Source organism: Pseudomonas paraveronii, from assembly GCF_963681955.1.
Classification (GTDB): domain Bacteria; phylum Pseudomonadota; class Gammaproteobacteria; order Pseudomonadales; family Pseudomonadaceae; genus Aquipseudomonas; species Aquipseudomonas paraveronii.
This window is the reverse complement of record NZ_OY817130.1, coordinates 2460854-2481133: the sequence shown is the minus strand read 5'-3', so window position 1 is coordinate 2481133 and position 20280 is coordinate 2460854. Positions and strand designations below refer to the sequence as shown.

General features: G+C 63.2%; 16 protein-coding genes. 10 read left to right on the top strand and 6 right to left on the bottom strand.

What is annotated here, in order from left to right; genetic code table 11:
* The first annotated feature begins 213 nt into the window (after window positions 1-213).
* The 9 genes from U5A08_RS11270 (at window position 214) to U5A08_RS11230 (ending at window position 11157) form a co-directional block, all read left to right on the top strand.
* The gene (locus U5A08_RS11270; protein WP_321851565.1) at window positions 214-660 is read left to right on the top strand and encodes a dimethylamine monooxygenase subunit DmmA family protein; all 447 of its coding nucleotides are present in this window, start codon (window positions 214-216) and stop codon (window positions 658-660) included.
* Entirely contained in the window at window positions 657-1586 is a 930-nt protein-coding gene (locus U5A08_RS11265; RefSeq protein WP_321851564.1) for a PDR/VanB family oxidoreductase, read from the top strand. The genes U5A08_RS11270 and U5A08_RS11265 overlap by 4 nt, the downstream gene beginning before the upstream one ends.
* An 11-nt stretch (window positions 1587-1597) precedes the next feature.
* Window positions 1598-2614, top strand: a complete 1017-nt coding sequence (locus tag U5A08_RS11260) for a heme-dependent oxidative N-demethylase family protein (RefSeq protein WP_321851562.1) — start codon at window positions 1598-1600, stop codon at window positions 2612-2614.
* A 27-nt stretch (window positions 2615-2641) separates the two neighbouring features.
* Window positions 2642-3772 (top strand): aminomethyl transferase family protein, encoded by a 1131-nt coding sequence (locus tag U5A08_RS11255; protein ID WP_321851561.1) that lies wholly within the window; start codon window positions 2642-2644, stop codon window positions 3770-3772.
* A gap of 30 nt (window positions 3773-3802) precedes the next feature.
* Window positions 3803-4669 carry a formyltetrahydrofolate deformylase gene (gene purU, locus U5A08_RS11250; protein ID WP_321851559.1) on the top strand — a complete coding sequence of 289 codons (867 nt, stop codon included), beginning with the start codon at window positions 3803-3805 and terminating at the stop codon, window positions 4667-4669.
* Between the two features lie 21 nt (window positions 4670-4690).
* On the top strand, window positions 4691-6058 hold the full coding sequence (locus U5A08_RS11245) for a trimethylamine monooxygenase (RefSeq protein WP_321851557.1): 1368 nt from the start codon (window positions 4691-4693) through the stop codon (window positions 6056-6058).
* A gap of 13 nt (window positions 6059-6071) precedes the next feature.
* On the top strand, window positions 6072-8381 hold the full coding sequence (locus U5A08_RS11240; RefSeq protein ID WP_321851555.1) for a trimethylamine N-oxide demethylase: 2310 nt from the start codon (window positions 6072-6074) through the stop codon (window positions 8379-8381).
* An 88-nt stretch (window positions 8382-8469) separates the two neighbouring features.
* A complete protein-coding gene (locus U5A08_RS11235; protein WP_253394891.1) occupies window positions 8470-10149 on the top strand; it encodes an APC family permease in 1680 nt (559 codons plus the stop codon).
* A 63-nt stretch (window positions 10150-10212) separates the two neighbouring features.
* Complete coding sequence (locus U5A08_RS11230; RefSeq protein ID WP_321851554.1) at window positions 10213-11157, top strand: bifunctional 5,10-methylenetetrahydrofolate dehydrogenase/5,10-methenyltetrahydrofolate cyclohydrolase; 945 nt, start codon at window positions 10213-10215, stop codon at window positions 11155-11157.
* A gap of 716 nt (window positions 11158-11873) precedes the next feature.
* Here U5A08_RS11230 and U5A08_RS11225 read toward each other — a convergent pair.
* From U5A08_RS11225 to glnT, 6 genes are all read right to left on the bottom strand, one after another.
* Window positions 11874-13249 (bottom strand): IS3 family transposase gene (locus U5A08_RS11225; RefSeq protein WP_321848324.1). Its coding sequence is split into 2 segments (ribosomal slippage): window positions 11874-12746 and window positions 12749-13249, totalling 1374 coding nucleotides; the frame shifts between segments, so codons are not numbered across the junction.
* Window positions 13250-13361: 112 nt separating this feature from the next.
* Complete coding sequence (locus tag U5A08_RS11220) at window positions 13362-14687, bottom strand: ammonium transporter (RefSeq protein WP_321851553.1); 1326 nt, start codon at window positions 14685-14687, stop codon at window positions 13362-13364.
* Window positions 14688-14875: 188 nt separating this feature from the next.
* The gene (locus U5A08_RS11215; RefSeq protein ID WP_321851552.1) at window positions 14876-16198 is read right to left on the bottom strand and encodes an FMN-binding glutamate synthase family protein; all 1323 of its coding nucleotides are present in this window, start codon (window positions 16196-16198) and stop codon (window positions 14876-14878) included.
* A 15-nt stretch (window positions 16199-16213) separates the two neighbouring features.
* Complete coding sequence (locus tag U5A08_RS11210; protein WP_253394883.1) at window positions 16214-16888, bottom strand: GltB/FmdC/FwdC-like GXGXG domain-containing protein; 675 nt, start codon at window positions 16886-16888, stop codon at window positions 16214-16216.
* 11 nt (window positions 16889-16899) lie between these two features.
* The gene (locus tag U5A08_RS11205) at window positions 16900-17805 is read right to left on the bottom strand and encodes a class II glutamine amidotransferase (protein WP_321851548.1); all 906 of its coding nucleotides are present in this window, start codon (window positions 17803-17805) and stop codon (window positions 16900-16902) included.
* Window positions 17806-17827: 22 nt separating this feature from the next.
* Window positions 17828-19162: a type III glutamate--ammonia ligase gene (gene glnT, locus U5A08_RS11200; RefSeq protein ID WP_321851546.1), complete on the bottom strand. Its 1335-nt coding sequence runs from the start codon at window positions 19160-19162 to the stop codon at window positions 17828-17830.
* Window positions 19163-19444: 282 nt separating this feature from the next.
* On the opposite strand from glnT, the gene U5A08_RS11195 reads away from it, so the two are divergent.
* Window positions 19445-20044, top strand: a complete 600-nt coding sequence (locus U5A08_RS11195) for a helix-turn-helix domain-containing protein (protein WP_046383917.1) — start codon at window positions 19445-19447, stop codon at window positions 20042-20044.
* Window positions 20045-20280 lie beyond the last annotated feature (236 nt).

Below are 20280 nucleotides of genomic sequence, written 5' to 3'. Positions count from 1 at the left end.
AGAGCGGCCAGCCCTTCGGTCGTGTTCGCACTCTTCGATAACTCCCCGTCCGGTTGCTGAGCGTTAATGCAAGACCAGCAACTTCCATGCCCCGAACGGTGGTGCGGCAAGGCTTATCTCCAAAGGCATAGCCCTTTTTCCAGATTGAGAAGATTTTCCTCATAGGAAAGTATCTCTCCCAACAGGAAACAAAACGCACCTTGGAGAGCCCGCATGACGCACACCCACAACCGCACCATCGTGGTGATGCAATCGGCAACCGCCTTCACGCAGGGGGTCACCGAACTGGACAACCCGTTGCTGCTGAGCGGCGAACAACCCGACTTTGCCCGGCGCTTGCAACAGGCATTGGCCAGCGCCACCGTGGGCTGTCGACTCCACCTGCTAGGCGATGAAGCCTTTGTCTGGCGCATTCACGCTGAGGCCCGCGCCGCTGGCCTGGAAGACGCCGAGATCGGCATGACCTGCACGACGCCGGGCCTGCGCCAGGTGTATTGCGCCCATTGCGGGCTGACCCAGACCGCAGGCCCAGCGCCGGTGTTGAACTGCATCGGCTGCAACGTCGGGCTGGAAGTGCGCACCCATTTTTCCCGGCGCCTGGGCGCTTACCTCGGCGTGTGCAGCAACCCCGAACAGCCCTATGCGGGGTTCCAACCATGAGCGCCGCCCTCAAGGTCCAGGTCAGCGCGGCCAGAATGCTCACGCCCGTGGTGCGCGAGTTCACCCTGACCGCCTGCGACGGCGCCCTGCCCGCTTTCTCGCCCGGCAGCCACGTACAGGTGCATCTGCCGCTGGCCGAGGGCACGGTGCGCAACGCCTACTCGCTGACCGGCGACCCGGCGCACACGCACCACTACCGCATCGCCGTGCGCCTGCAGGAGGCTTCTCGCGGCGGTTCGCAGTACTTGCATCGCCAGGTGCAGGTCGGCGACACCTTGCGGATTTCGCCGCCGGCCAATCTGTTCGCGCCCCATGGCACCGCACGCCGGCACATCCTGATCGCCGCCGGCATCGGCATCACGCCGTTCATGGCCTATATCGCCACGATGGAACAGCAGCAGGCCGATTTCGAACTGCATTACCTGTTCCGCCCAGGGCTCAGCGATGCCTACCTCAATGAGTTACAACAGCGCCTCGGCCCGCGTCTGCACGCCTACGACCGCCGCCCGGACCTGAGCCGCATCCTCGCCAACCGGGCGCTGGGCAGCCACGTCTACACCTGTGGCCCGCAACCCTTGATCGAGGCGGTCGAGCAACACGCCGATCGCCTCGGTTGGCCGCGCAATCGGCTGCACGCCGAGGCATTCAAAGGCGCGCAACCGGGCCAGCCGTTCGACCTGCAACTGCTGCGCAGTGGCCGCACCCTGCGCGTGGAGGCCGAGCAGAGCCTGCTCGAAGCCTTGGAACACGCGGGGTTGCAGGTGCCCAACCTGTGCCGTGGCGGGGTCTGCGGCCAGTGCATCACGCGCCATCAAGGCGGTGCCATCGAACACCGCGACAGTTTCCTCAGCCCGGCCGAGCAGGCCGAATTTCTGATGCCCTGCGTCTCACGCGGCAGCGGCCCCTGCGTTTCGCTGGACCTATAGGAGTGAGTGCCATGCCCCTGCAATCGAGCCCTGTGCTGAGCTATCGCGACGATTTCAGCTTTCGCAACAGCCCGGCGGCGATCCGTCGCTTCCCCTTCCCGTTTATCGAGGACAGCTACCGGTACTCGGTGAACATCGAACCGGCCACCTCCCGCGACCCGGGTTCCGTCTACGAGCACGCCTTCGACATCGACGAGCACTACCGCTCGGAAATGGCCGAACGCGCCCTGATCCTGGACAACGACCCACGCCGCTACCTGGTGATGCCGCACATGCAAGCGGCGGCCTGGGATGCGCTGCACATGCTCATGGAAAACCTCGCCGTCGACTACCCGCAGTGGTTCAGCCTGGTGCGTGACGGCGACCGCTGGCACTGGCGCAACCACCTGCTGCAGATCGATCAACCGTTCATCTTCGGCGATGCCGCCAGCCTGCCCTGCGCACCGCTGGAATACATCGGCCGCCAGGTACAAGGGGATTTCGCCCTGCTCGACCAGCGCGACGGAGACCTGTACATGGACGCCGGCCTGGTCACCAGCCCGGCCGACTGGTCGCTGGCGTTCGATGCCGGCATGAGCTTCAAGCAGTGGCATGCACCGGTGCCCATGGCCAACCAGATGGGCGTGTTCGACCGTGCGCTGAAGTACCTGCTCAACCTGCAGGCCGGCCAGCCGGTCCGGCGCCTGAACTGGACCCTGACCATCAACCCGCGCCTGGATTCATCCCCGGAAACCTTCCATCAATGGGGCGCCGACCGCGGCCGGATCACCGCGCAGAACGTCGGGCAACAGGTACACCTGCGGGTCGAACTGCAAGTGATGGCGCGCCTGCCGCGCAGCAACGCGGTGATGTTCAGCATTCGCACCTACCTGATCAGCCTGGACGAACTGGCCACCCAACCCGGCTGGGGCTGCCGCCTGCACCGCGTGCTGCGCGACCTGCCCGATGCCATCGCCGACTACAAGGGCATGACCCGCTATCGACAGCCCCTGGTCGAGTGGCTGAGCCAGTTCGATCCACTCGCCTGACCTTCTTTTCCCGACGAGGAACATCACATGACCCACTCCTGGCGTATTTCTGCATTAGCCGAGCGGCACCGCGCCCTTGGCTCGAACCTCGAAGACTGGAACGGCATGGGCACCGCCTGGACCTACAACAGCGCGCTGGCCGACCACCACGAAGCGATCCGCACCCGCGCCGGCCTGATGGACGTATCGGGCCTGAAAAAAGTCCACTACGTAGGCCCGCACGCCGAAAGCCTGTTGCAGTGGGCCACCACCCGCGACATCGCCAAGCTCTATCCCGGCAAATCGGTGTATGCATCGATGCTCGACGAGGACGGCAAATTCGTCGATGACTGCATCGTCTACCGCACCGGGCCCAATGCCTTCATGGTCGTGCATGGCGCCGGCACCGGGCATGAAATGCTCGTGCGCTCCGCTCAGGGCCGGCAAGTGGCGGTGCTGTTCGACGACGACCTGCACGACCTGTCGCTGCAAGGCCCGCTGGCGGTGGATTTTCTCGCCGAGCACGTGCCTGGCATCCGCCAGTTGCCGTACTTCCATCACCTGCAAACGCGCCTGTTCGAGCGCCCGGTGATGATCTCCCGCACCGGCTACACCGGCGAGCGCGGCTACGAGATTTTCTGCAAGGCGGCCGACGCACCGTTCCTGTGGGACAGCATCCTCGAACAGGGCGCGAGCCTGGGAATCATTCCCTGCGCCTTCACCGCCCTGGACTGGCTGCGGGTGGAAAGTTCGCTGATGTTTTTCCCCTACGACAACTCGCAGATGTACCCCTTCGCCGACCAGAAGGCCGGCGACACCCTGTGGGAAATGGGCCTGGACTTCACGGTTTCGCCCGGCAAACAAGCGTTCCGTGGCGCCGAGGAACACCTGCGCCTGCGCGGCCAGGAGCGCTTCAGGATCACCGGCGTGCTGCTCGACGGCGTGCGCCCGGCCGAGGCTGGCGACACCTTGTGGCAGGGCAACCAGCAAGTCGGCGTGATCACCTGCGGCATGTATTCGCGCCTGAGCAAACGCTCGATGGCCCTCGCGCGCATGAACGTCGCCTGTTCCACACCCGGCATCGCATTGCAGGTGCGCGGCAGCCTCGAAGGCGCCGCCACCACCCACGCCCTGCCTTTCGACGACCCGGAAAAAACCAAGCGCACGGCCAAGGGCTGAGTCTTCCTTCATCTTATTCAGGAGCCTTCGATGGACGCCTCAAGCGAACATTACATTCTCAAGATCACCTGCCCGGCAGCGTCCGGGATCGTCGCCGCGATCAGCGCCTGCCTGGCCCGGCAGCAGTGCTACATCAGCGAGTTGGCGCAATTCGATGACGAGTTCACCGGGCAGTTTTTCATGCGCGCGGTGTTCCGCTTCAACAAGGGCGTCAGCGGTGATGTCGGCGCCCTGCGCGAAGACCTGGGCGGACTCGCCGGCGGCTTCGACATGCAGTGGCAGTTGTTCAGCTCACGCCAGCCGACCCGCGTGCTGCTGATGGTCAGCAAGTTCGACCATTGCCTCACCGACCTGCTCTACCGCCACCGCAAAGGCGAAATGGACATGACCATCACCGCCGTGGTCTCCAACCACCTGGACCTGCGGGCGATGGCCGAGCGTGAAGGCATCCGCTTCATCTACCTGCCCATCACCAAGGACACCAAGGCCAGCCAGGAAGGCGAATTGATGCGCATCGTCGAAGACACCCAGACCGATCTGGTGGTGCTCGCGCGCTACATGCAGATCCTGTCCGACGGCCTGTGCCAGCAACTCTCGGGGCGCGCGATCAACATTCACCACTCGTTCCTGCCCGGTTTCAAGGGCGCCAAGCCGTATCACCAGGCCTATGACCGGGGGGTGAAGCTGATCGGCGCCACCGCCCACTACGTCACCAGCGACCTCGACGAGGGGCCGATCATCGAGCAGGAAATCCAGCGCGTCGACCATACCCACTTGCCCGACTCCCTGGTCGCCATCGGCCGCGACACCGAAACCGTCGCCCTTTCCAAAGCCCTGAAATACCACCTGGAACACCGGGTGTTCATCAACCACGACAAGACAGTGATCTTTCGCTGAAACCCCTCAGGAGACACGTTCATGACGCTACGTGTAGCAATCATCGGCGCCGGCCCATGCGGCCTGGCACAACTTCGCGCCTTTCAGTCGGCCCGCGACAAAGGCGCCGCTATTCCCGAACTGGTGTGCTTCGAGAAGCAGCAGGACTGGGGCGGCATGTGGAACTACACCTGGCGCACCGGCCTGGACGAAAACGGCGAGCCGGTACACGGCAGCATGTACCGCTACCTGTGGTCCAACGGCCCCAAGGAATGCCTGGAGTTCGCCGACTACACCTTTGAAGAACATTTCGGCCGGCCCATCGCCTCCTATCCGCCCCGCGAGGTGCTGTGGGACTACATCAAGGGCCGGGTGGAAAAGGCCGGCGTGCGCGACTACATCCGCTTCAACAATGTGGTGCGCCAGGTCACCTTCGACGAACAGACCCAGCACTTCACCGTGTACGCCCACGACTACACCCACGACACCTTGACCTGTGAAGAATTCGACTACGTGATCAACGCCTGCGGCCACTTCTCCACGCCCAAGGTGCCGTACTTCGAAGGCTTCGAGCAGTTCGCCGGGCGTATCCTGCATGCCCATGACTTTCGCGAGGCGCTGGAATTCAAGGACAAGGACCTGCTGATCGTCGGCAGCAGCTATTCGGCCGAGGACATCGGCTCGCAATGCTACAAATACGGTGCGCGCAGCATCACCAGTTGCTACCGCACCACGCCCATGGGCTATGCCTGGCCGGACAACTGGGAAGAAAAACCGCTGCTGCAGCGCCTGGAAAACAACCGCGCATTCTTTGCCGATGGCAGCAGCAAGCACGTCGACGCGGTGATCCTGTGCACCGGCTACAAGCACCACTTCCCGTTCCTGCCGGATGAACTGAGCCTCAGGACCGACAACCGCCTGTGGCCGATGAACCTCTACAAGGGCGTGTTCTGGGAACCCAACCCGCGGCTGATCTACCTCGGCATGCAAGACCAGTGGTACTCGTTCAACATGTTCGACGCCCAGGCCTGGTATGCCCGCGATGTGATCCTGGGGCGGATCGCGCTGCCCAGCCAGGCCGCGATGATCGCCGACAGCCAGCAGTGGCAGGCACGCGAACAGACCCTGGAAACCAACCAGCAGATGTTCGAGTTCCAGGGCGCCTACATCCAGCACCTGGTGGACGCCACCGACTACCCGAATTTCGACATTGCAGCCGTCAACGAGACCTTCCTGCACTGGAAGCACGACAAGGCCGAAAACATCATGGGTTATCGTGACAAGTCCTACCGCTCGCTGATGACCGGCACCCAGTCGCCGCCGCACCACACCCCGTGGCTGCAGGCCCTGGACGACTCGATGGCGGCGTACCTGGGCGAGCCCGCAACGCCCATCAAGTCAGTCGGCTGAGCGGGTGCCCATGATGAATGCTCCGCGTGTTTCCCACCCGCGAGAACCCGGGCTGTTTGCCCGGGCGCCGAACCTGGAACGCTACCGCGTGGCCGCAGGCGGTGTGACCCTGGTCGACCTGCAGCCCGGCGACGGCCTGCAGGTGATCGACGTCGAAGGCCGGCAAACCTGCGCACTGCTGGCCCTCGACGCCAGCGGTCGCAGTGCCCTGGCGAGCTGGGGGCTGAGCGGCTCAAGCGCCTGCCGCGTACCCCTGCGTGTCGGCCAGGCGCTCAAGCGGCGCGGCATCGACGCGCAGGCATTGCCCCTGGCCGCCGCGCTGTGGGACGACGCCAGCCCGCCCGGCCACGCCCGGCAGTTCGTCGCCGATGATCGCCTGCTGGTGATCGTCGCCGCCCCTGCCAGGCCCACCGCCGTCGACCGACAATACCGGCCCAGCGAACTGCGCCTACAGGTGACACGGGCCAACCCGTCGCCCCTGCTGATGCCCGCCCTGCCCGAGCCATTGGGCGAGGTGCTGGACGAGTTCACCCTGCACGCGGGCACGGCCCGCAGCTACACCGTCGCCAAGGGCCAGTACGTGCAGGTGCTGGACGTCGCCGGCCGCCAGTGTTCGGACTTCGTCGCCCTCGACCGCCGCGCCCTGGATCGCGGCGTGGAGCTGGACCTGGACCAGACCGTGACGCGCACGCTGAACGGCAGCGCCTACCCGGCACCGGGGCTGTTCTCGAAGTTTTTCGACCGCCGGATGCAGCCGATGCTGGAGGTGGTGCAGGACACCGTCGGACGCCACGACGCCTTCGCCCTGGCCTGCGCGGCGCGCTACTACGAATCCCATGGCTATTTCGGGCACGACAACTGCAGCGACAACCTCAGCCGCGTACTCGCGCCCTACGGCGTGCAGGCGCGCAACGGCTGGCCGGCGATCAATTTCTTCTTCAACACCGGCATTGATGCACACCAACAGATGACCCTGGATGAGCCGTGGTCGCGGCCCGGTGACTACGTGCTGCTGCGGGCCATGACCGAACTGGTGTGCGGCAGTACCTCGTGCCCGGATGACATCGACCCGGCCAATGGCTGGAACCCGACCGATATCCATGTCCGTATCTATAGCGAGAAGGAGCGTTTTTCCATCGCCATGAGCACTCGAACCACGGCCGATGCCGACCCGATACTGACCCGTGAGACCGCGTTTCACTCACGCACCAGCGCCCTCACCGGCAGCTTCACCGACTACCGCAACTGGTGGCTGCCGCTGCGCTACGACGGCTACGGCGCCACCGAGGAATACCTCGGCTGCCGCGAACGCGTGGCCGTGATGGACCTGACCGCCCTGCGCAAGTTCGAGATCATCGGCCCCGACGCCGAAGCCCTGTTGCAATACTGCCTGACCCGCGACGTGCGGCGCCTGGCGGTGGGCCAAGTGGTCTATTCGGCGATGTGCCACGCGCACGGCGGCATGCTCGACGACGGCACCCTGCTGCGCCTCGGCCCGGACAACTTCCGCTGGATCTGCGGCGAAGACTACGCCGGCGTGTGGCTGCGCGAGCAGGCCGAAAAACTGGGTATGAAGGTGTGGGTCAAGTCCGCCAGCGAGCAGATTCACAACCTGGCGGTGCAAGGGCCGCTCAGCCGCGAGCTGCTCAAGCAGATGGTCTGGACGCCGCCCACCCAACCGAGCGTCGACAGCCTCGGCTGGTTCCGCTTCCTGGTCGGCCGGCTGGACAGTTTCGAGGGCTGCCCGTTGATGATTTCGCGCACCGGCTACACCGGCGAACTGGGCTTTGAAGTGTGGTGCCAGCCCGAAGACGCCGAACGGGTGTGGGACCGCATCTGGCAACTCGGCCAACCCTTGGGCCTGGTGCCCCTCGGCCTGGAAGCGCTGGACTTGCTGCGCATCGAAGCCGGGCTGATTTTTGCCGGCTACGAGTTCAGCGACCAGACCGACCCGTTCGAGGCCGGCATCGGCTTCAGCGTGCCACTCAAGAGCAAGACCGATGACTTTATCGGCCGCGACGCCCTGTTGCGGCGCAGCGCCCATCCCAGCCACAAGCTGGTCGGCCTGCACCTGCGCGGCAACGAGGCGGCCCACCACGGCGACCCGGTGTACCACGGCCGCGCCCAGGTCGGGGTCATCACCAGTGCCTGCCGCTCACCGTTGCTGGCCAGCAATATCGCGCTGTGCCGGGTCGACGTGAGCTGCGCCGAACCCGGCACCCTGCTTGAGATCGGCAAAGTCGATGGCCTACAGAAGCGCATCAGCGCCACGGTCAGCGCAGCGATTTTCTATGACCCGGACAAGAGCCGTGTGCGTAGCTGATCGTCCCGATACCGATGTGTGCCACCCCACTTTGACTGCCCACTTTGATTGCCCTTCTTAACCGCTACTCAGACATGGGAATACGAAGATGGAAGCGACGACGTTCGAGGCTGTACCGCAGGCTGCCAGCTCAGTGGGCAGCCTGCACCGCAAGATCGATTGGCGCGGTGCATTCTGGGTCGCCAGTGGCGTCCCCGCGCTGGTGCTGTTCTCCATCGGCGCGATTGCCGCCACGGTGGGCAAACCGGCCTGGATCGTGTGGATCGTGTCGATCCTGTTCGGGTTTATCCAGGCCTTCACCTATGCCGAGATCGCCGGGCTGTTCCCGCACAAGTCCGGCGGCGCGTCGGTGTACGGCGCGGTGGCCTGGGTGCGCTACAGCAAGTTGATCGCACCGGTGTCGGTGTGGTGTAACTGGCTGGCCTGGTCGCCGGTGCTGTCCATCGGTTCGGGGCTGGCGGCGGGGTATATCCTCACCGCGCTGTTTCCCGCCGACGCGCTGATCAACACCTGGCAACTGACCCTGCTCGACCTGGGTTGGGTCAAGAGCGGCCTGTCGTTGCGCATCAACGCGACATTCGCCATTGGCTTGTTGATCCTGCTTACGGTGTTTGCCGTGCAGCATGGCGGCATCCTGCGCTCGGCGCGCCTGACGCTGGTGCTCGGCGTCACCTCGCTGATCCCGCTGTTGCTGGTGGGCGTGGTGCCGTTGTTCACCGGGGACGCGACCCAAGCCAACTTCCTGCCGCTGTACCCGCTGGCCCATGACGCAGCCGGGCAAGTCATCGACGGCCCGTGGGATATGTCCGGCTGGTCGCTGATGGCCGGCGGGCTGTTCATGGCCGCGTGGTCCACCTACGGGTTCGAAACGGCGGTGTGCTACACCCGCGAGTTCAAGGACCCCAAGCGTGACACCTTCAAGGCGATCTTCTACGCCGGCCTGCTGTGCATCCTGGTGTTCACCCTGGTGCCGCTGGCGTTTCAAGGCAGCCTGGGGCTCGGCCAACTGGTGACCCCGGCGGTGCTCGACGCCAGCGGCGCGGTGGTGACACCGGCGGTGTACAGCGGCCTGCTGTCGCCAGCGATCTACAGCGGCATGGGCGTTGGCCAGGTGATGGCCGACAGCATCGGCGGCGGCAAGGTGGTCGCCAATATCGTACTGATCATGCTGGTATTGGCCACGTTGCTGGCGATCATGACCTCAATGTCCGGCTCGTCGCGTACCCTGTATCAGGCATCGGTGGACGGCTGGCTGCCCAAGTACCTGGGCCGCACCAACGAACACGGCGCGCCCACGGCGGCGATGTGGACCGACCTGTCGTTCAACCTGCTGTTGTTGCTGATGTCGGACTATGTGTTCGTGCTGGCGGCGTCCAACGTCAGCTACATCATTTTCAACTTCCTCAACCTCAACGCCGGCTGGATCCACCGCCTCGACCGCCCCGACTGGGTGCGCCCGTACAAAGCCCCCACCGTGCTGCTGGCGGCCGGCGGCGTGCTGAGCTTCGTCAACCTGGCGTGCATGGGCCTGGGTGCGGATATCTGGGGCGCCGGTACGCTGGTCACCGGCTTGCTGCTGGCGCTGCTGATCCTGCCGGTGTTCTGCTACCGCCACTACGTGCAGGACAAAGGCCGCTTCCCCGCGGCGATGCTCAGCGACCTGTATCTCCAGGCCGATGACGGCCAACGCCGCGCCGGCTGGCTGCCCTATGCCACGCTGATCGCCGGTGTGCTGGTGGTGTATGCCTGCCATCAACTGGTAGCCTGAATGCCCTGGGCGGCTTATCGCTGAGGGATTTATCCCTCAGCTCCCCTATTTTTCCAGACAACGGTGACGCTTTTGACCAGCACACTCTCCTCCCTTGCCCGCGATATCGACGGCAAGGCCATTTCTGCCCAGGTTCTCGACGAGGTTCGCGACGAGGTCCTGCTGCTTGCCACGCAAAAAATCTTCCCGGCCCTGGCCGTCGTGCTGGTGGGCAACGACCCGGCCAGCGAAGTGTATGTGCGCAACAAACTGCTACGGGCCAAGGAAGTCGGGATTCGCTCCCTTGAATACCGGCTGCCGGATGACGCCAGCCAGGCGCAAGTGCTCGACCTGCTTGCCCAGTTGAACGCCGACGCGTCGGTCAACGGCGTGCTGGTGCAGTTGCCGTTGCCGGCGCATATCGATGAGGCAGCGGTGATCCATGCGATTGACCCGATCAAGGACGTGGACGGTTTCCACCGTGAAAACGTCGGCGGCCTGGTGCAAGGCATCGAGGTCCTCACGCCCTGCACGCCCAGCGGCTGCATGCGCCTGCTGCATGAAACCTGCGGCGATTTGAGTGGCTTGCACGCGGTGGTGATTGGTCGCTCGAACATCGTCGGCAAACCGATGGCGACCCTGCTGTTGCAGGCCAACTGCTCGGTCAGCGTGGTGCACTCGCGCAGCGTCGATGCACCGGCGTTGTGCCGCCTGGCCGACATCGTCGTCGCCGCCGTCGGGCGGCCGCAGTTGATCGATGCCAACTGGCTCAAGCCCGGCGCGGTGGTGATCGACGTGGGGATCAACCGCATCAGCACCGAGACCGGCACGCGGTTGGTGGGCGATGTGGACTATGCCAGCGCACGCACCGTGGCCAGCGCGATTACACCGGTGCCGGGGGGCGTGGGGCCGATGACGATTGCCTACCTGCTGAAGAACACCCTGGTGGCCAGCCAGTTGCAGCGCAACAAAGCAACTGTGGGAGAGGGCTTGCCCCCGATGGCAGTGGGTCAGCTACAAACAAGCTGACTGATCCGGCGCCATCGGGAGCAAGCTCCCTCCCACATTTTGAGCTGCGTTTACTCAGGGGGAAGATCAGTGGTTGTAAGCCCGCTCGTTATGCTCGGCCAGGTCCAGCCCCATCCACCGTGGCGCAATAAGGCAACTGTGGGAGGGGGCTTGCCCCCGATGGCAGTGGGTCAGCTACAAACAGGCTGCTGATCCGGCGCCATCGGGGGCAAGCCCCCTCCCACATTAAAAAGCTGCGTTTACTCAGGGGGAGGATCAGTGGTTATAAGCCCGCCCGTTATGCTCGGCCAAGTCCAACCCCATCCACCGTGGCGCAGCAAGCCCCCTCCCACATTTTGAGCTGCGTTTACTCAGGGGGAGGATCAGTGGTTGTAGGCCCGCTCGTTATGCTCGGCCAGGTCCAACCCCATCCACCGTGGCGCAGCAAGGCAACTGTGGGAGGGGGCTTGCCCCCGATTGCAGTGGGTCAGCTACAAACAAGCTGACTGATCCGGCGCCATCGGGGGCAAGCCCCCTCCCACATTAAAAAGCTGCGTTTACTCAGGGGGAGGATCAGTGGTTGTAAGCCCGCCCGTTATGCTCGGCCAGGTCCAACCCCATCCACCGTGGAGCAGCAAGGCAACTGTGGGAGGGGGCTTGCCCCCGATGGCAGTGGGTCAGCTACAAACAAGCTGACTGATCCGGTGAAGTGCGCCCCAAAAGTTGGACAGTGATTGTTAGGCTACAGCGGACCGGGCTCTGTACGCTACAGGGCTCAGTCCGCCAAGCTTCGTTTTGATTCGTTTATGGTTGTAGTAATGGATGTATTCAGCCAGTCCAGCCTGCAACTGAGCCACGCTGTCGAAGCTTTCCCGGTAGTAAAATTCTGACTTCAACGTACCAAAGAAGCTCTCCATTGTGGCGTTGTCATAGCAGTTTCCTCTGCGTGACATGCTCTGTTCCAACCCTGCTTTTTCTAGTTGATCCCGGTACTTTGGGTATCGATAGTGCCAACCCTGATCCGAGTGCAGCATGGGTTTGACGCCCTCAGGCAAGCGCTCAAGAGCTTGTTCCAGCATGTCGCCCACCAACGCATATTGGGGGCGTGTGGCGGTCTGATAAGCCACGATTTCTCCGTTGTACAAGTCTAAAACTGGAGACAGATACAGCTTTCCGCCAGCCACTTTGAACTCGGTGACATCCGTTACCCATTTCTGATTCGGTTGTTCAGCCTCGAACTGACGAGCCAGGGTATTGGGCGAGACTTTTCCCATCGGCCCTCGATACGATCTGTATTTCTTCGGTCGTACCGTACATTTCAGACTCAACTCCCCCATCAGTCGCCGCACCGTTTTACTGTTGATCAACTGTCCGTTGCTGCGCAGAGCTAAAGTCATACGACGATAGCCGAAGCGCCCCTTATGCTCGTCTTGAAGGCTCTGGATAGAGGCTTTCAGCGAAACGAACCGGTCTGCTCCGTCCATCGCCTTGAGTTGGTAGTAGTACGTGCTGCGGGCGAGCCCAACCAGTTTGAGCAAAGGGTCCAAAGGGAAGCTTTGCCTCAACTCAGAGACTAATCGGGCTTTTTCTTCGCTTCTTTCTCGCGCCTCATTACCGCCTCGCCTAACTCCCCAAGCTTTTTTAGGTAGGCGTTCTCCATGCGCAAATACTGGAGTTCATCAAGTAAAGCCTTGTGAGCACGCTCTTGGTCGGTGAGTGGGGCAGCCGTTTTTCGAGGTTTAGCTGGTGGTTTGGACATAGCGATATTCAATCCTTTTTCCCCTGAGGCCAGGGCTTCAATACCGCCACTGTAATACTGCTGCTGCCATCTGCCCACTTGGGTAGAGTCACCCAGATTGAAGAGTGCCGCTGCGCGGCGAAAAGAGAGGGAGTCACGCCACATGCGTTGCAGAACGGAGAACTTGAACAAAGCACTATAACGTCCACCGGAACTACTCAGACTGGCCTCACCGTGCAGCCGGTAAGCTTCCACCCAGCGGCGAAGCAAAGTGGGGTCCATTTGAAATCGGGCTGCAATATGGCGAAAGCCTCGGCCTCGCTCTAGGAAGGCGGTAATGGCGGAAAGTTTGAACTGCGCGGTGTACTTGCTCATGAAAAAGCCCCAGGAGTTGGATGAGTGTCCAACTTTTGGGGCGCACTTCACCGGCGCCATCGGGAGCAAGCCCCCTCCCACATTTTGAGCTGCGTTTACTCAGGGGGGAGGATCAGTGGTTGTAGGCCCGCTCGTTATGCTCGGCGAGGTCCAGGCCCATCTCTTCCACCGACTCATGGGCGCGCAGGCCGACCAGGGCATTGACCACCTTGAGGATGATCCAGCTGACCACGAAGCAGTATACGGTGGTCAGCGCCACCCCTTTGAGCTGTGCCACTACCTGGGCGCCCATGGTCACGCCTTCCACCAGGCCGCCCATGGACGGCACGCAGAACACCCCGGTGAGCACGGCGCCGATCATGCCGCCGATGCCGTGCAGGCCAAATACGTCGAGGCTGTCGTCGTAGCCGAAGCGCCGCTTCAACACGGTCACGCTCAAGTAGCAGAACACCCCGCACAACAAGCCGATGGCCAACGCGCCGCCGACGCCGACATAGGCGCACGCCGGGGTGATCCCCACCAGGCCGGCCAATGCACCGCTGGCCAGGCCCAGGGCGCTGGGTTTGCCGACCTTGAACCACTCGGTGAACATCCAGCCGAGAATCCCCGCACAGGCGCCCAGTTGGGTGTTGAGCATGACAATCCCCGAGGTGCCGTTGAGGCCGCCGCCGGAGCCGATATTGAAGCCGAACCAGCCGACCCAGAGCATCGCCGCACCGGCCATGGTCAGGCTCAGGTTATGCGCGGGCATCGGCGTGTTCTGGTAGCCCTTGCGCTTGCCGAGGATCAGGCATGCGGCGAGCGCGGCCACACCGGCGTTGATGTGTACGGCGGTGCCGCCGGCAAAGTCGAGCACGCCCCAGTTATGCATCAAGGCCCCCGAACCGCCCCAGACCATATGCGCCACCGGGGCATATACCAGGGTGAACCAGATGGCCATGAACAGCAGCGCCGCCGAGAACTTCATGCGTTCGGCGAAGGCGCCGGCGATCAGCGCCGGGGTGATGATCGCGAAGGTCATCTGGAAGGTCACGAACACGCCTTCCGGAATATCCCCCACCAGGCTCTCGGGGGTCATGCCCGCCAGGAACGCGCGGCTCAGGCCGCCGACAAAACTGTTGAAGGTCACCTGCCCTTCGACCATGCCCGTGGTGTCCACCACCATGCTGTAGCCGTAGATCACCCACAGCACGCCCACCAGCCCGGCGACGCCAAAACACTGGGTGAACAGCGAGAGCATGTTTTTCGCCCGGACCAACCCGCCGTAGAACAGCGCGAGCCCCGGCAGGCACATGAACAGCACCAGCACCGCGGCGGTGACCATCCAGGCGGTGCTGCCGGTGTTCAAGGTGGGCGCATCGGCGGCCTGGGCCAAGGGTGCGAAGGCACCGGCGGCCAATAAGCCGAAGAGGGATTTGCCGAGAAGACGATTGATCATGTTCAAAGCTCCTGCAAAAGATAGGGGAGATGCTGGTAGGAGCGAGCTTGCTCGCGAAAAACGTTCAGGCAACGCGGGCATCCAGGATCCCCGCGTTATCGTTAACGACCTTCGCGAGCAAGAACTAGGCGTCCCCCTCGCTCCTACAGGGGTGGAACGCCGTAACAGCCGGCAAGCCGGCTCGTAACTCAGTAACCGGAACCCGGTATCCAACGGGTCCCCGCCAACGGCACCCGTGCCATGGCGGCCGACTCCACCGTCAGCGCCACCAGGTCCTCGGGGTCGAGGTTGTGCAGGTGCGACTTGCCACACGCACGGGCCATGGTCTGGGCCTCCAGCACCATCACCCGCAGGTAGTTGGCCAAGCGCCGCCCGCCTTCCACCGGGTCCAGGCGTTTCGACAGCTCCGGGTCCTGGGTGGTGATGCCGGCCGGGTCGCGGCCGTTCTGCCAGTCGTCGTAGAAGCCGGCGGCCGAGCCGATCTTTTTCAGTTCCGCGTCCAGCCGCGGGTGGTTGTCGCCCAGGGCAATCAGCGCGGCCGTGCCGATGGCCACCGCATCCGCGCCCATCGCCATGGCCTTGGCCACATCGGCGCCGTTACGAATCCCGCCCGACACAATCAACTGGACCTTGCGGTGCATGCCCATCTCTTGCAAAGCCTGTACCGCTTGGGGGATGGCCGACAGAATCGGGATACCCACATGCTCGATAAACACTTCCTGGGTGGCGGCTGTGCCGCCTTGCATGCCGTCGAGCACGATCACATCGGCACCGGCCTTGACCGCCAGCTTCACGTCGTAATACGGCCGGCTGGCGCCGATTTTCACGTAGATCGGTTTTTCCCAATCGGTGATTTCGCGCAACTCGGCAATCTTGATCGCCAGGTCGTCCGGGCCGGTCCAGTCCGGGTGGCGGCAGGCGCTGCGCTGGTCCACGCCGATCGGCAAGGTGCGCATGCCGGCCACGCGTTCGGTGACTTTCATGCCCAGCAACATGCCGCCACCGCCGGGCTTGGCGCCCTGGCCGAGGACGATCTCGATGGCGTCGGCCTTGCGCAGGTCATCGGGGTTCATGCCGTAGCGCGACGGCAGGTACTGGTACACCAGGTGCCGCGACTGGCCGCGCTCTTCCGGGGTCATGCCGCCGTCACCGGTGGTGGTGCTGGTGCCGGCGATGCTCGCGCCACGGCCCAGGGCTTCCTTGGCGTTGGCCGACAACGCACCGAAACTCATGCCGGCGATGGTCACCGGGATCTTCAGGTGGATCGGCTTCTTGGCGAAGCGGTTGCCGAGGATCACGTCGGTGCCGCACTTCTCGCGATAGCCTTCCAGCGGGTAACGCGACACGCTGGCGCCCAGCAGCAACAAGTCATCGAAGTGCGGCAGCTTGCGCTTGGTACCGCCACCGCGAATGTCGTAGATGCCGGTTTCGGCGGCACGCTGGATTTCCTGGATGGTCAGGCGGTCGAAGGTGGCCGACTCGCGCAACACTGGAGGGGTTTGTTCACTCATGTTGTAGCTCCTGAATCAGTATGCGGAGGCGTTATCGACTTTGAAGTTGTATAACTGGCGGGCCGAGCCGTAGCGCTTGAAATCCGCAGCGCGGTGGGCGAAACCGGCGCGATCGAGCAGCTCTTGCAGCTCGTGCAGGTGCTCGCTGCGCATCTCTTTTTCGACGCAATCGGAGCCCAGCGACTCCACCGTGCCCTTCACGTAGATGTGGGTTTCGTACAGCGAGTCGCCCAGCGCGTCGCCGGCATCGCCGCAGACGACCAAACGCCCGGCCTGGCCCATGAAGCAGCTCATGTGGCCGATGCTGCCGCCGACCACGATGTCGATGCCTTTCATGGAAATCCCGCAACGCGCCCCCGCGTCGCCTTCGATCACCAGCAAGCCGCCATGGGCCGTGGCCCCAGCCGCCTGGGACGCGCTGCCTTTGACGCGCACCGAACCGGACATCATGTTCTCGGCGCAGCCCACGCCGACGTTGCCGTGTACGGTGATCGACGCCTGTTGGTTCATGCCCGCGCAGTAGTAGCCGGCGTGCCCCTCGATATCGATGGACACCGCCTGATTCACCCCGACCGCCAGGTTGTGCTTGCCGTTGGAGTGGGTGACGCGCCATTCGTTGTCGATGGCCTGCGCGTGCAGCGCCTGGTTGAGGTCACGCACGGTGGCGGTGGAAAGATCGATGATTTTCATGTGTGCGCTCCTTAAGCTGACTGGCGTTCCCAGATGTACAAAGTGGCCGGTGCGGGCTCCCAGATGCGGGCGTTCTCGATGCCTGGCAGGCTCGACAGCGCCTGGTACTCGGAGGCCATGGCGACGTAGTCGTCGGTCTCGGCGAGGATCGCCGGCTTGCACGCGATCGGGTCGCGGATCACCGCAAAACCGTTGCGCGTGCCGATGGCGAAGGTGAAGAAGCCGTCGAGGTCTTCCAGGGCGTGGTCCAGCGCGTCTTTGAGCGAATCGCCCTGTTGCAGGCGCCAGGTCAGGTAGCCGGCGGCGACTTCGGTGTCGTTGTCGGTTTCGAAATGGATGCCTTCGCGCTTGAGTTCCTGGCGCAGGCGGAAGTGGTTCGACAGCGAACCGTTGTGCACCAGGCACAGGTCGGCCCCGGTGGAAAACGGGTGGCTGCCTTCCATGGTCACCGCGCTTTCAGTGGCCATGCGGGTGTGGCCGATGATGTGGCTGCCTTGCATGCTCGCCAGGCCAAAGCGCTGGGAAATTTCCTGGGGCAGGCCCATGCCCTTGAGGATTTCGATGCTCTGCCCGGCGCTCATGACGCGCACGCTCGGCGCCAGTTCGGCCAAGGCCAGGCGCACCGGGGCTTCGTCGGCGTGGATCTTCAACACGGCGGCGCTGGCGTTCTGAAACCAGTCCAGCGAACAGCCCAGGCGCCCTTCCAGTTCGCCCATCAGGGCTTTCCAGTCGAAGCCCTCGGTGGTCGCTTGCAGGGTCAGCTTGACCCAGCCGTCGGCGACTTCATCACCGTAGATGGCAAAACCCGCACTGTCCGGGCCACGGTCGGTCATGGCCTGCAACATCGGTTCAAACAACTGGCCGAGCTGGGGTTCCAGTCGGGGGTTTTTCAGGTACAGACCTACGATTCCACACATATCAAGTCTCCGTCACACGGTGTCAGAAAAATTCGGTATAGCGCTGGACTTCCCAGTCGCTCACATGGCGGCTGTATTCCACCCATTCCATGCGCTTGAGCTTGATGAACTCACCTACGATCTGCGGGCCCAGCACCTCGGCGAACAGCGGGTCGGCTTCCAGCGCGTCGCAGGCTTCCTTGAGGGATTGCGGCAAGGTCTTGATGCCGCGTTCGGCGATCTGCTCCAGGCTCAGGCTGTAGAGGTTTTCGTTGCAGACGTGGTCGATTTCCAACTCGCGATCGATGCCGTCCAGGCCCGCCGCGATGATCGCGGCGCTGACCAGGTAAGGGTTGCAGCCGGCGTCCGGCAGGCGGAACTCCAGGCGGCCGTAAGGCACGCGCACCATGGCCGAACGGTTGTTGGCGCCAAACGCGATAAAGGCCGGGGCCCAGGTGGCGCCGGACAGCGAGTGGCCCACCACCAGGCGCTTGTAGGAGTTGACGGTGGGCGCGGCGAACGCACACAGCGCCGGGCCATGGGCGAGCAGGCCGGCGGCGAAGTGATAGGCCAGTTTCGACAGGCCCATGCCGCTCGGGTCGCTGGCGTCATGGAACAGGTTCTTGTTCTCGGCGCTGCTGATCGACAGGTGAAAGTGCATGCCGTTGCCGGCACGTTTCGGGTCGGGCTTGGGCATGAACGAACAGATCATGCCCAGGTCATTGGCGATCTCGCCGGCGGCCATGCGGAAGAAGGTGAAGCGGTCGGCCGAGGTCAGGGCGTCGCTGTAGGTGTAGTTGATCTCGAACTGGCCGTTGGCGTCTTCGTGGTCGATCTGATAGACCTCGAAATCCACCGCCTGCAAGGCTTCGGTCAGGCGCTCCAGGAACACCCGCGAGCGCGACAGGCCCTTGTAGTCGTAGCAGGGCTTGTCGAGGTTGTCGCTGGGGTCGACCAGTTGCAGCTTGCCCTGTTCATCGCGGCGCATCAGGTTGAATTCGGGTTCCAGGCCGGTGTTCAGCGTCCAGCCCTTGTCTTGCAGGCGCTGCACCTGCTGCTGCAGCACGTAGCGGCTATCAAAGGGATGGGGCTTGCCGTCGACATGCCCGACGCACACCACGCGCCCGTAACCTGGCTGCCAGGGCACCGGGGTCAGCGTGGACAGGTCACCCCGCGCCATGAAGTCAGGGCCGTGGGGTTCCATGCCCATGCCGCTGATGGCAAACCCGGCAAACCCGGCGCCCTCTTCGGCCACCGTCTTGAGCCCGCAAATCGGCACCGACTTGGTCTTGGCCGCACCGTGTATATCCACAAACTGCGCAAGCACGTACTTGATGCCGTACTTGTCGATGATGCGCTGGGTTTCTGCTGGCAACATTGCGTGTCACTCCTCGCGAAAGGCAAAACCGTGTGGGTGGGCCTGGACTGTCTTTTTATTCTTAAAAAGAAAGTTAGTTTCCCCACAGGAATGCAATACCCTTGCCAGATTCGCGAGCAGCCGATCGAAGTGCCGGTGAAAGCGCTTTTGTGCTGTATATATGGGAAAATTCTTTTCCCCGTGGGAATACGTGCCGGGGCGCGGCCGCCAAGCGCCGTCGCTTGCACTTTCCTAGTGCGAAACTAATATTACTGAACGGAAAGCGTGCAGGATCTGATGACTATGTCCACCGAAACCGCCCCCCGCCTCAAGCTGGAGCAATACCTGGGTTTGCAGATCAAACGCCAGCGCCAGGCCCAGGACCTGAAGCTGTCCGACGTGGCGAAGATTGCCGATATCAGCCAGGGCATGTTGAGCAAGATCGAAAACGCCCAGGTCTCCACCAGCCTCGACACCCTGAGTCGCCTGTGCGACGTGCTCGGGCTGCCGTTGTCGAAATTGTTCGCCGAATACGATCAACAAGATGGCAGTGCCTTGTTGGTCAAAGCCGACCAAGGCATGGAAGTGGTGCGCCGGGGGACGGAAAAGGGGCATACCTACCATCTGCTCAACCATACGCGGGGGCCGAAGAAGAGCTTTGAGGCGTACATGGTCAGCATGGATGACGCCAGCGAGGAGTTCCCGACCTTTGCCCACCCGGGGACCGAGTTTCTGCACTTGCTGGAAGGGGAGCTGATTTATCGGCATGGGAATCAGCTGTATCGGATGGAAGCCGGCGACAGCCTGACGTTCGAGGGCGAGATTCCCCATGGGCCGGAAGAGTTGGTGCGGGTGCCGATTCGCCTGCTGTCGATCATGAATTACGGCAACGACAAAGAGTAATCCGGACTCGATACACCTGAAGCACAGAGATCCAACTGTGGGAGGGGGCTTGCTCCCGATGAGGGAGTGTCAGTGAATGCATCTTTCACTGCCCCCCCCCCCTCATCGGGGGCAAGCCCCCTCCCACATTTTTAATAGCGTTCGATGCCGTCCTCCCCGATAAAAATTTCCCCTCAGTTAAAAAACTTTCCCAAACCCCCTAGACGCCCCGCGTCCATTCCCCTATAAAGCCAACT

Excerpts from the sequence above, each read along its gene's own strand:
- U5A08_RS11205 (WP_321851548.1), bottom strand. The coding sequence starts at position 17,805 with ATGTGTGGAATCGTAGGTCTGTACCTGAAAAACCCCCGACTGGAACCC.
- U5A08_RS11235 (WP_253394891.1), top strand. The coding sequence starts at position 8,470 with ATGGAAGCGACGACGTTCGAGGCTGTACCGCAGGCTGCCAGCTCAGTG.
- glnT (WP_321851546.1), bottom strand. The coding sequence starts at position 19,162 with ATGTTGCCAGCAGAAACCCAGCGCATCATCGACAAGTACGGCATCAAG.
- U5A08_RS11210 (WP_253394883.1), bottom strand. The coding sequence starts at position 16,888 with ATGAAAATCATCGATCTTTCCACCGCCACCGTGCGTGACCTCAACCAG.
- U5A08_RS11245 (WP_321851557.1), top strand. The coding sequence starts at position 4,691 with ATGACGCTACGTGTAGCAATCATCGGCGCCGGCCCATGCGGCCTGGCA.
- U5A08_RS11220 (WP_321851553.1), bottom strand. The coding sequence starts at position 14,687 with ATGATCAATCGTCTTCTCGGCAAATCCCTCTTCGGCTTATTGGCCGCC.
- U5A08_RS11270 (WP_321851565.1), top strand. The coding sequence starts at position 214 with ATGACGCACACCCACAACCGCACCATCGTGGTGATGCAATCGGCAACC.
- U5A08_RS11255 (WP_321851561.1), top strand. The coding sequence starts at position 2,642 with ATGACCCACTCCTGGCGTATTTCTGCATTAGCCGAGCGGCACCGCGCC.
- U5A08_RS11215 (WP_321851552.1), bottom strand. The coding sequence starts at position 16,198 with ATGAGTGAACAAACCCCTCCAGTGTTGCGCGAGTCGGCCACCTTCGAC.
- U5A08_RS11265 (WP_321851564.1), top strand. The coding sequence starts at position 657 with ATGAGCGCCGCCCTCAAGGTCCAGGTCAGCGCGGCCAGAATGCTCACG.
- U5A08_RS11240 (WP_321851555.1), top strand. The coding sequence starts at position 6,072 with ATGAATGCTCCGCGTGTTTCCCACCCGCGAGAACCCGGGCTGTTTGCC.
- U5A08_RS11260 (WP_321851562.1), top strand. The coding sequence starts at position 1,598 with ATGCCCCTGCAATCGAGCCCTGTGCTGAGCTATCGCGACGATTTCAGC.
- purU (WP_321851559.1), top strand. The coding sequence starts at position 3,803 with ATGGACGCCTCAAGCGAACATTACATTCTCAAGATCACCTGCCCGGCA.
- U5A08_RS11195 (WP_046383917.1), top strand. The coding sequence starts at position 19,445 with ATGTCCACCGAAACCGCCCCCCGCCTCAAGCTGGAGCAATACCTGGGT.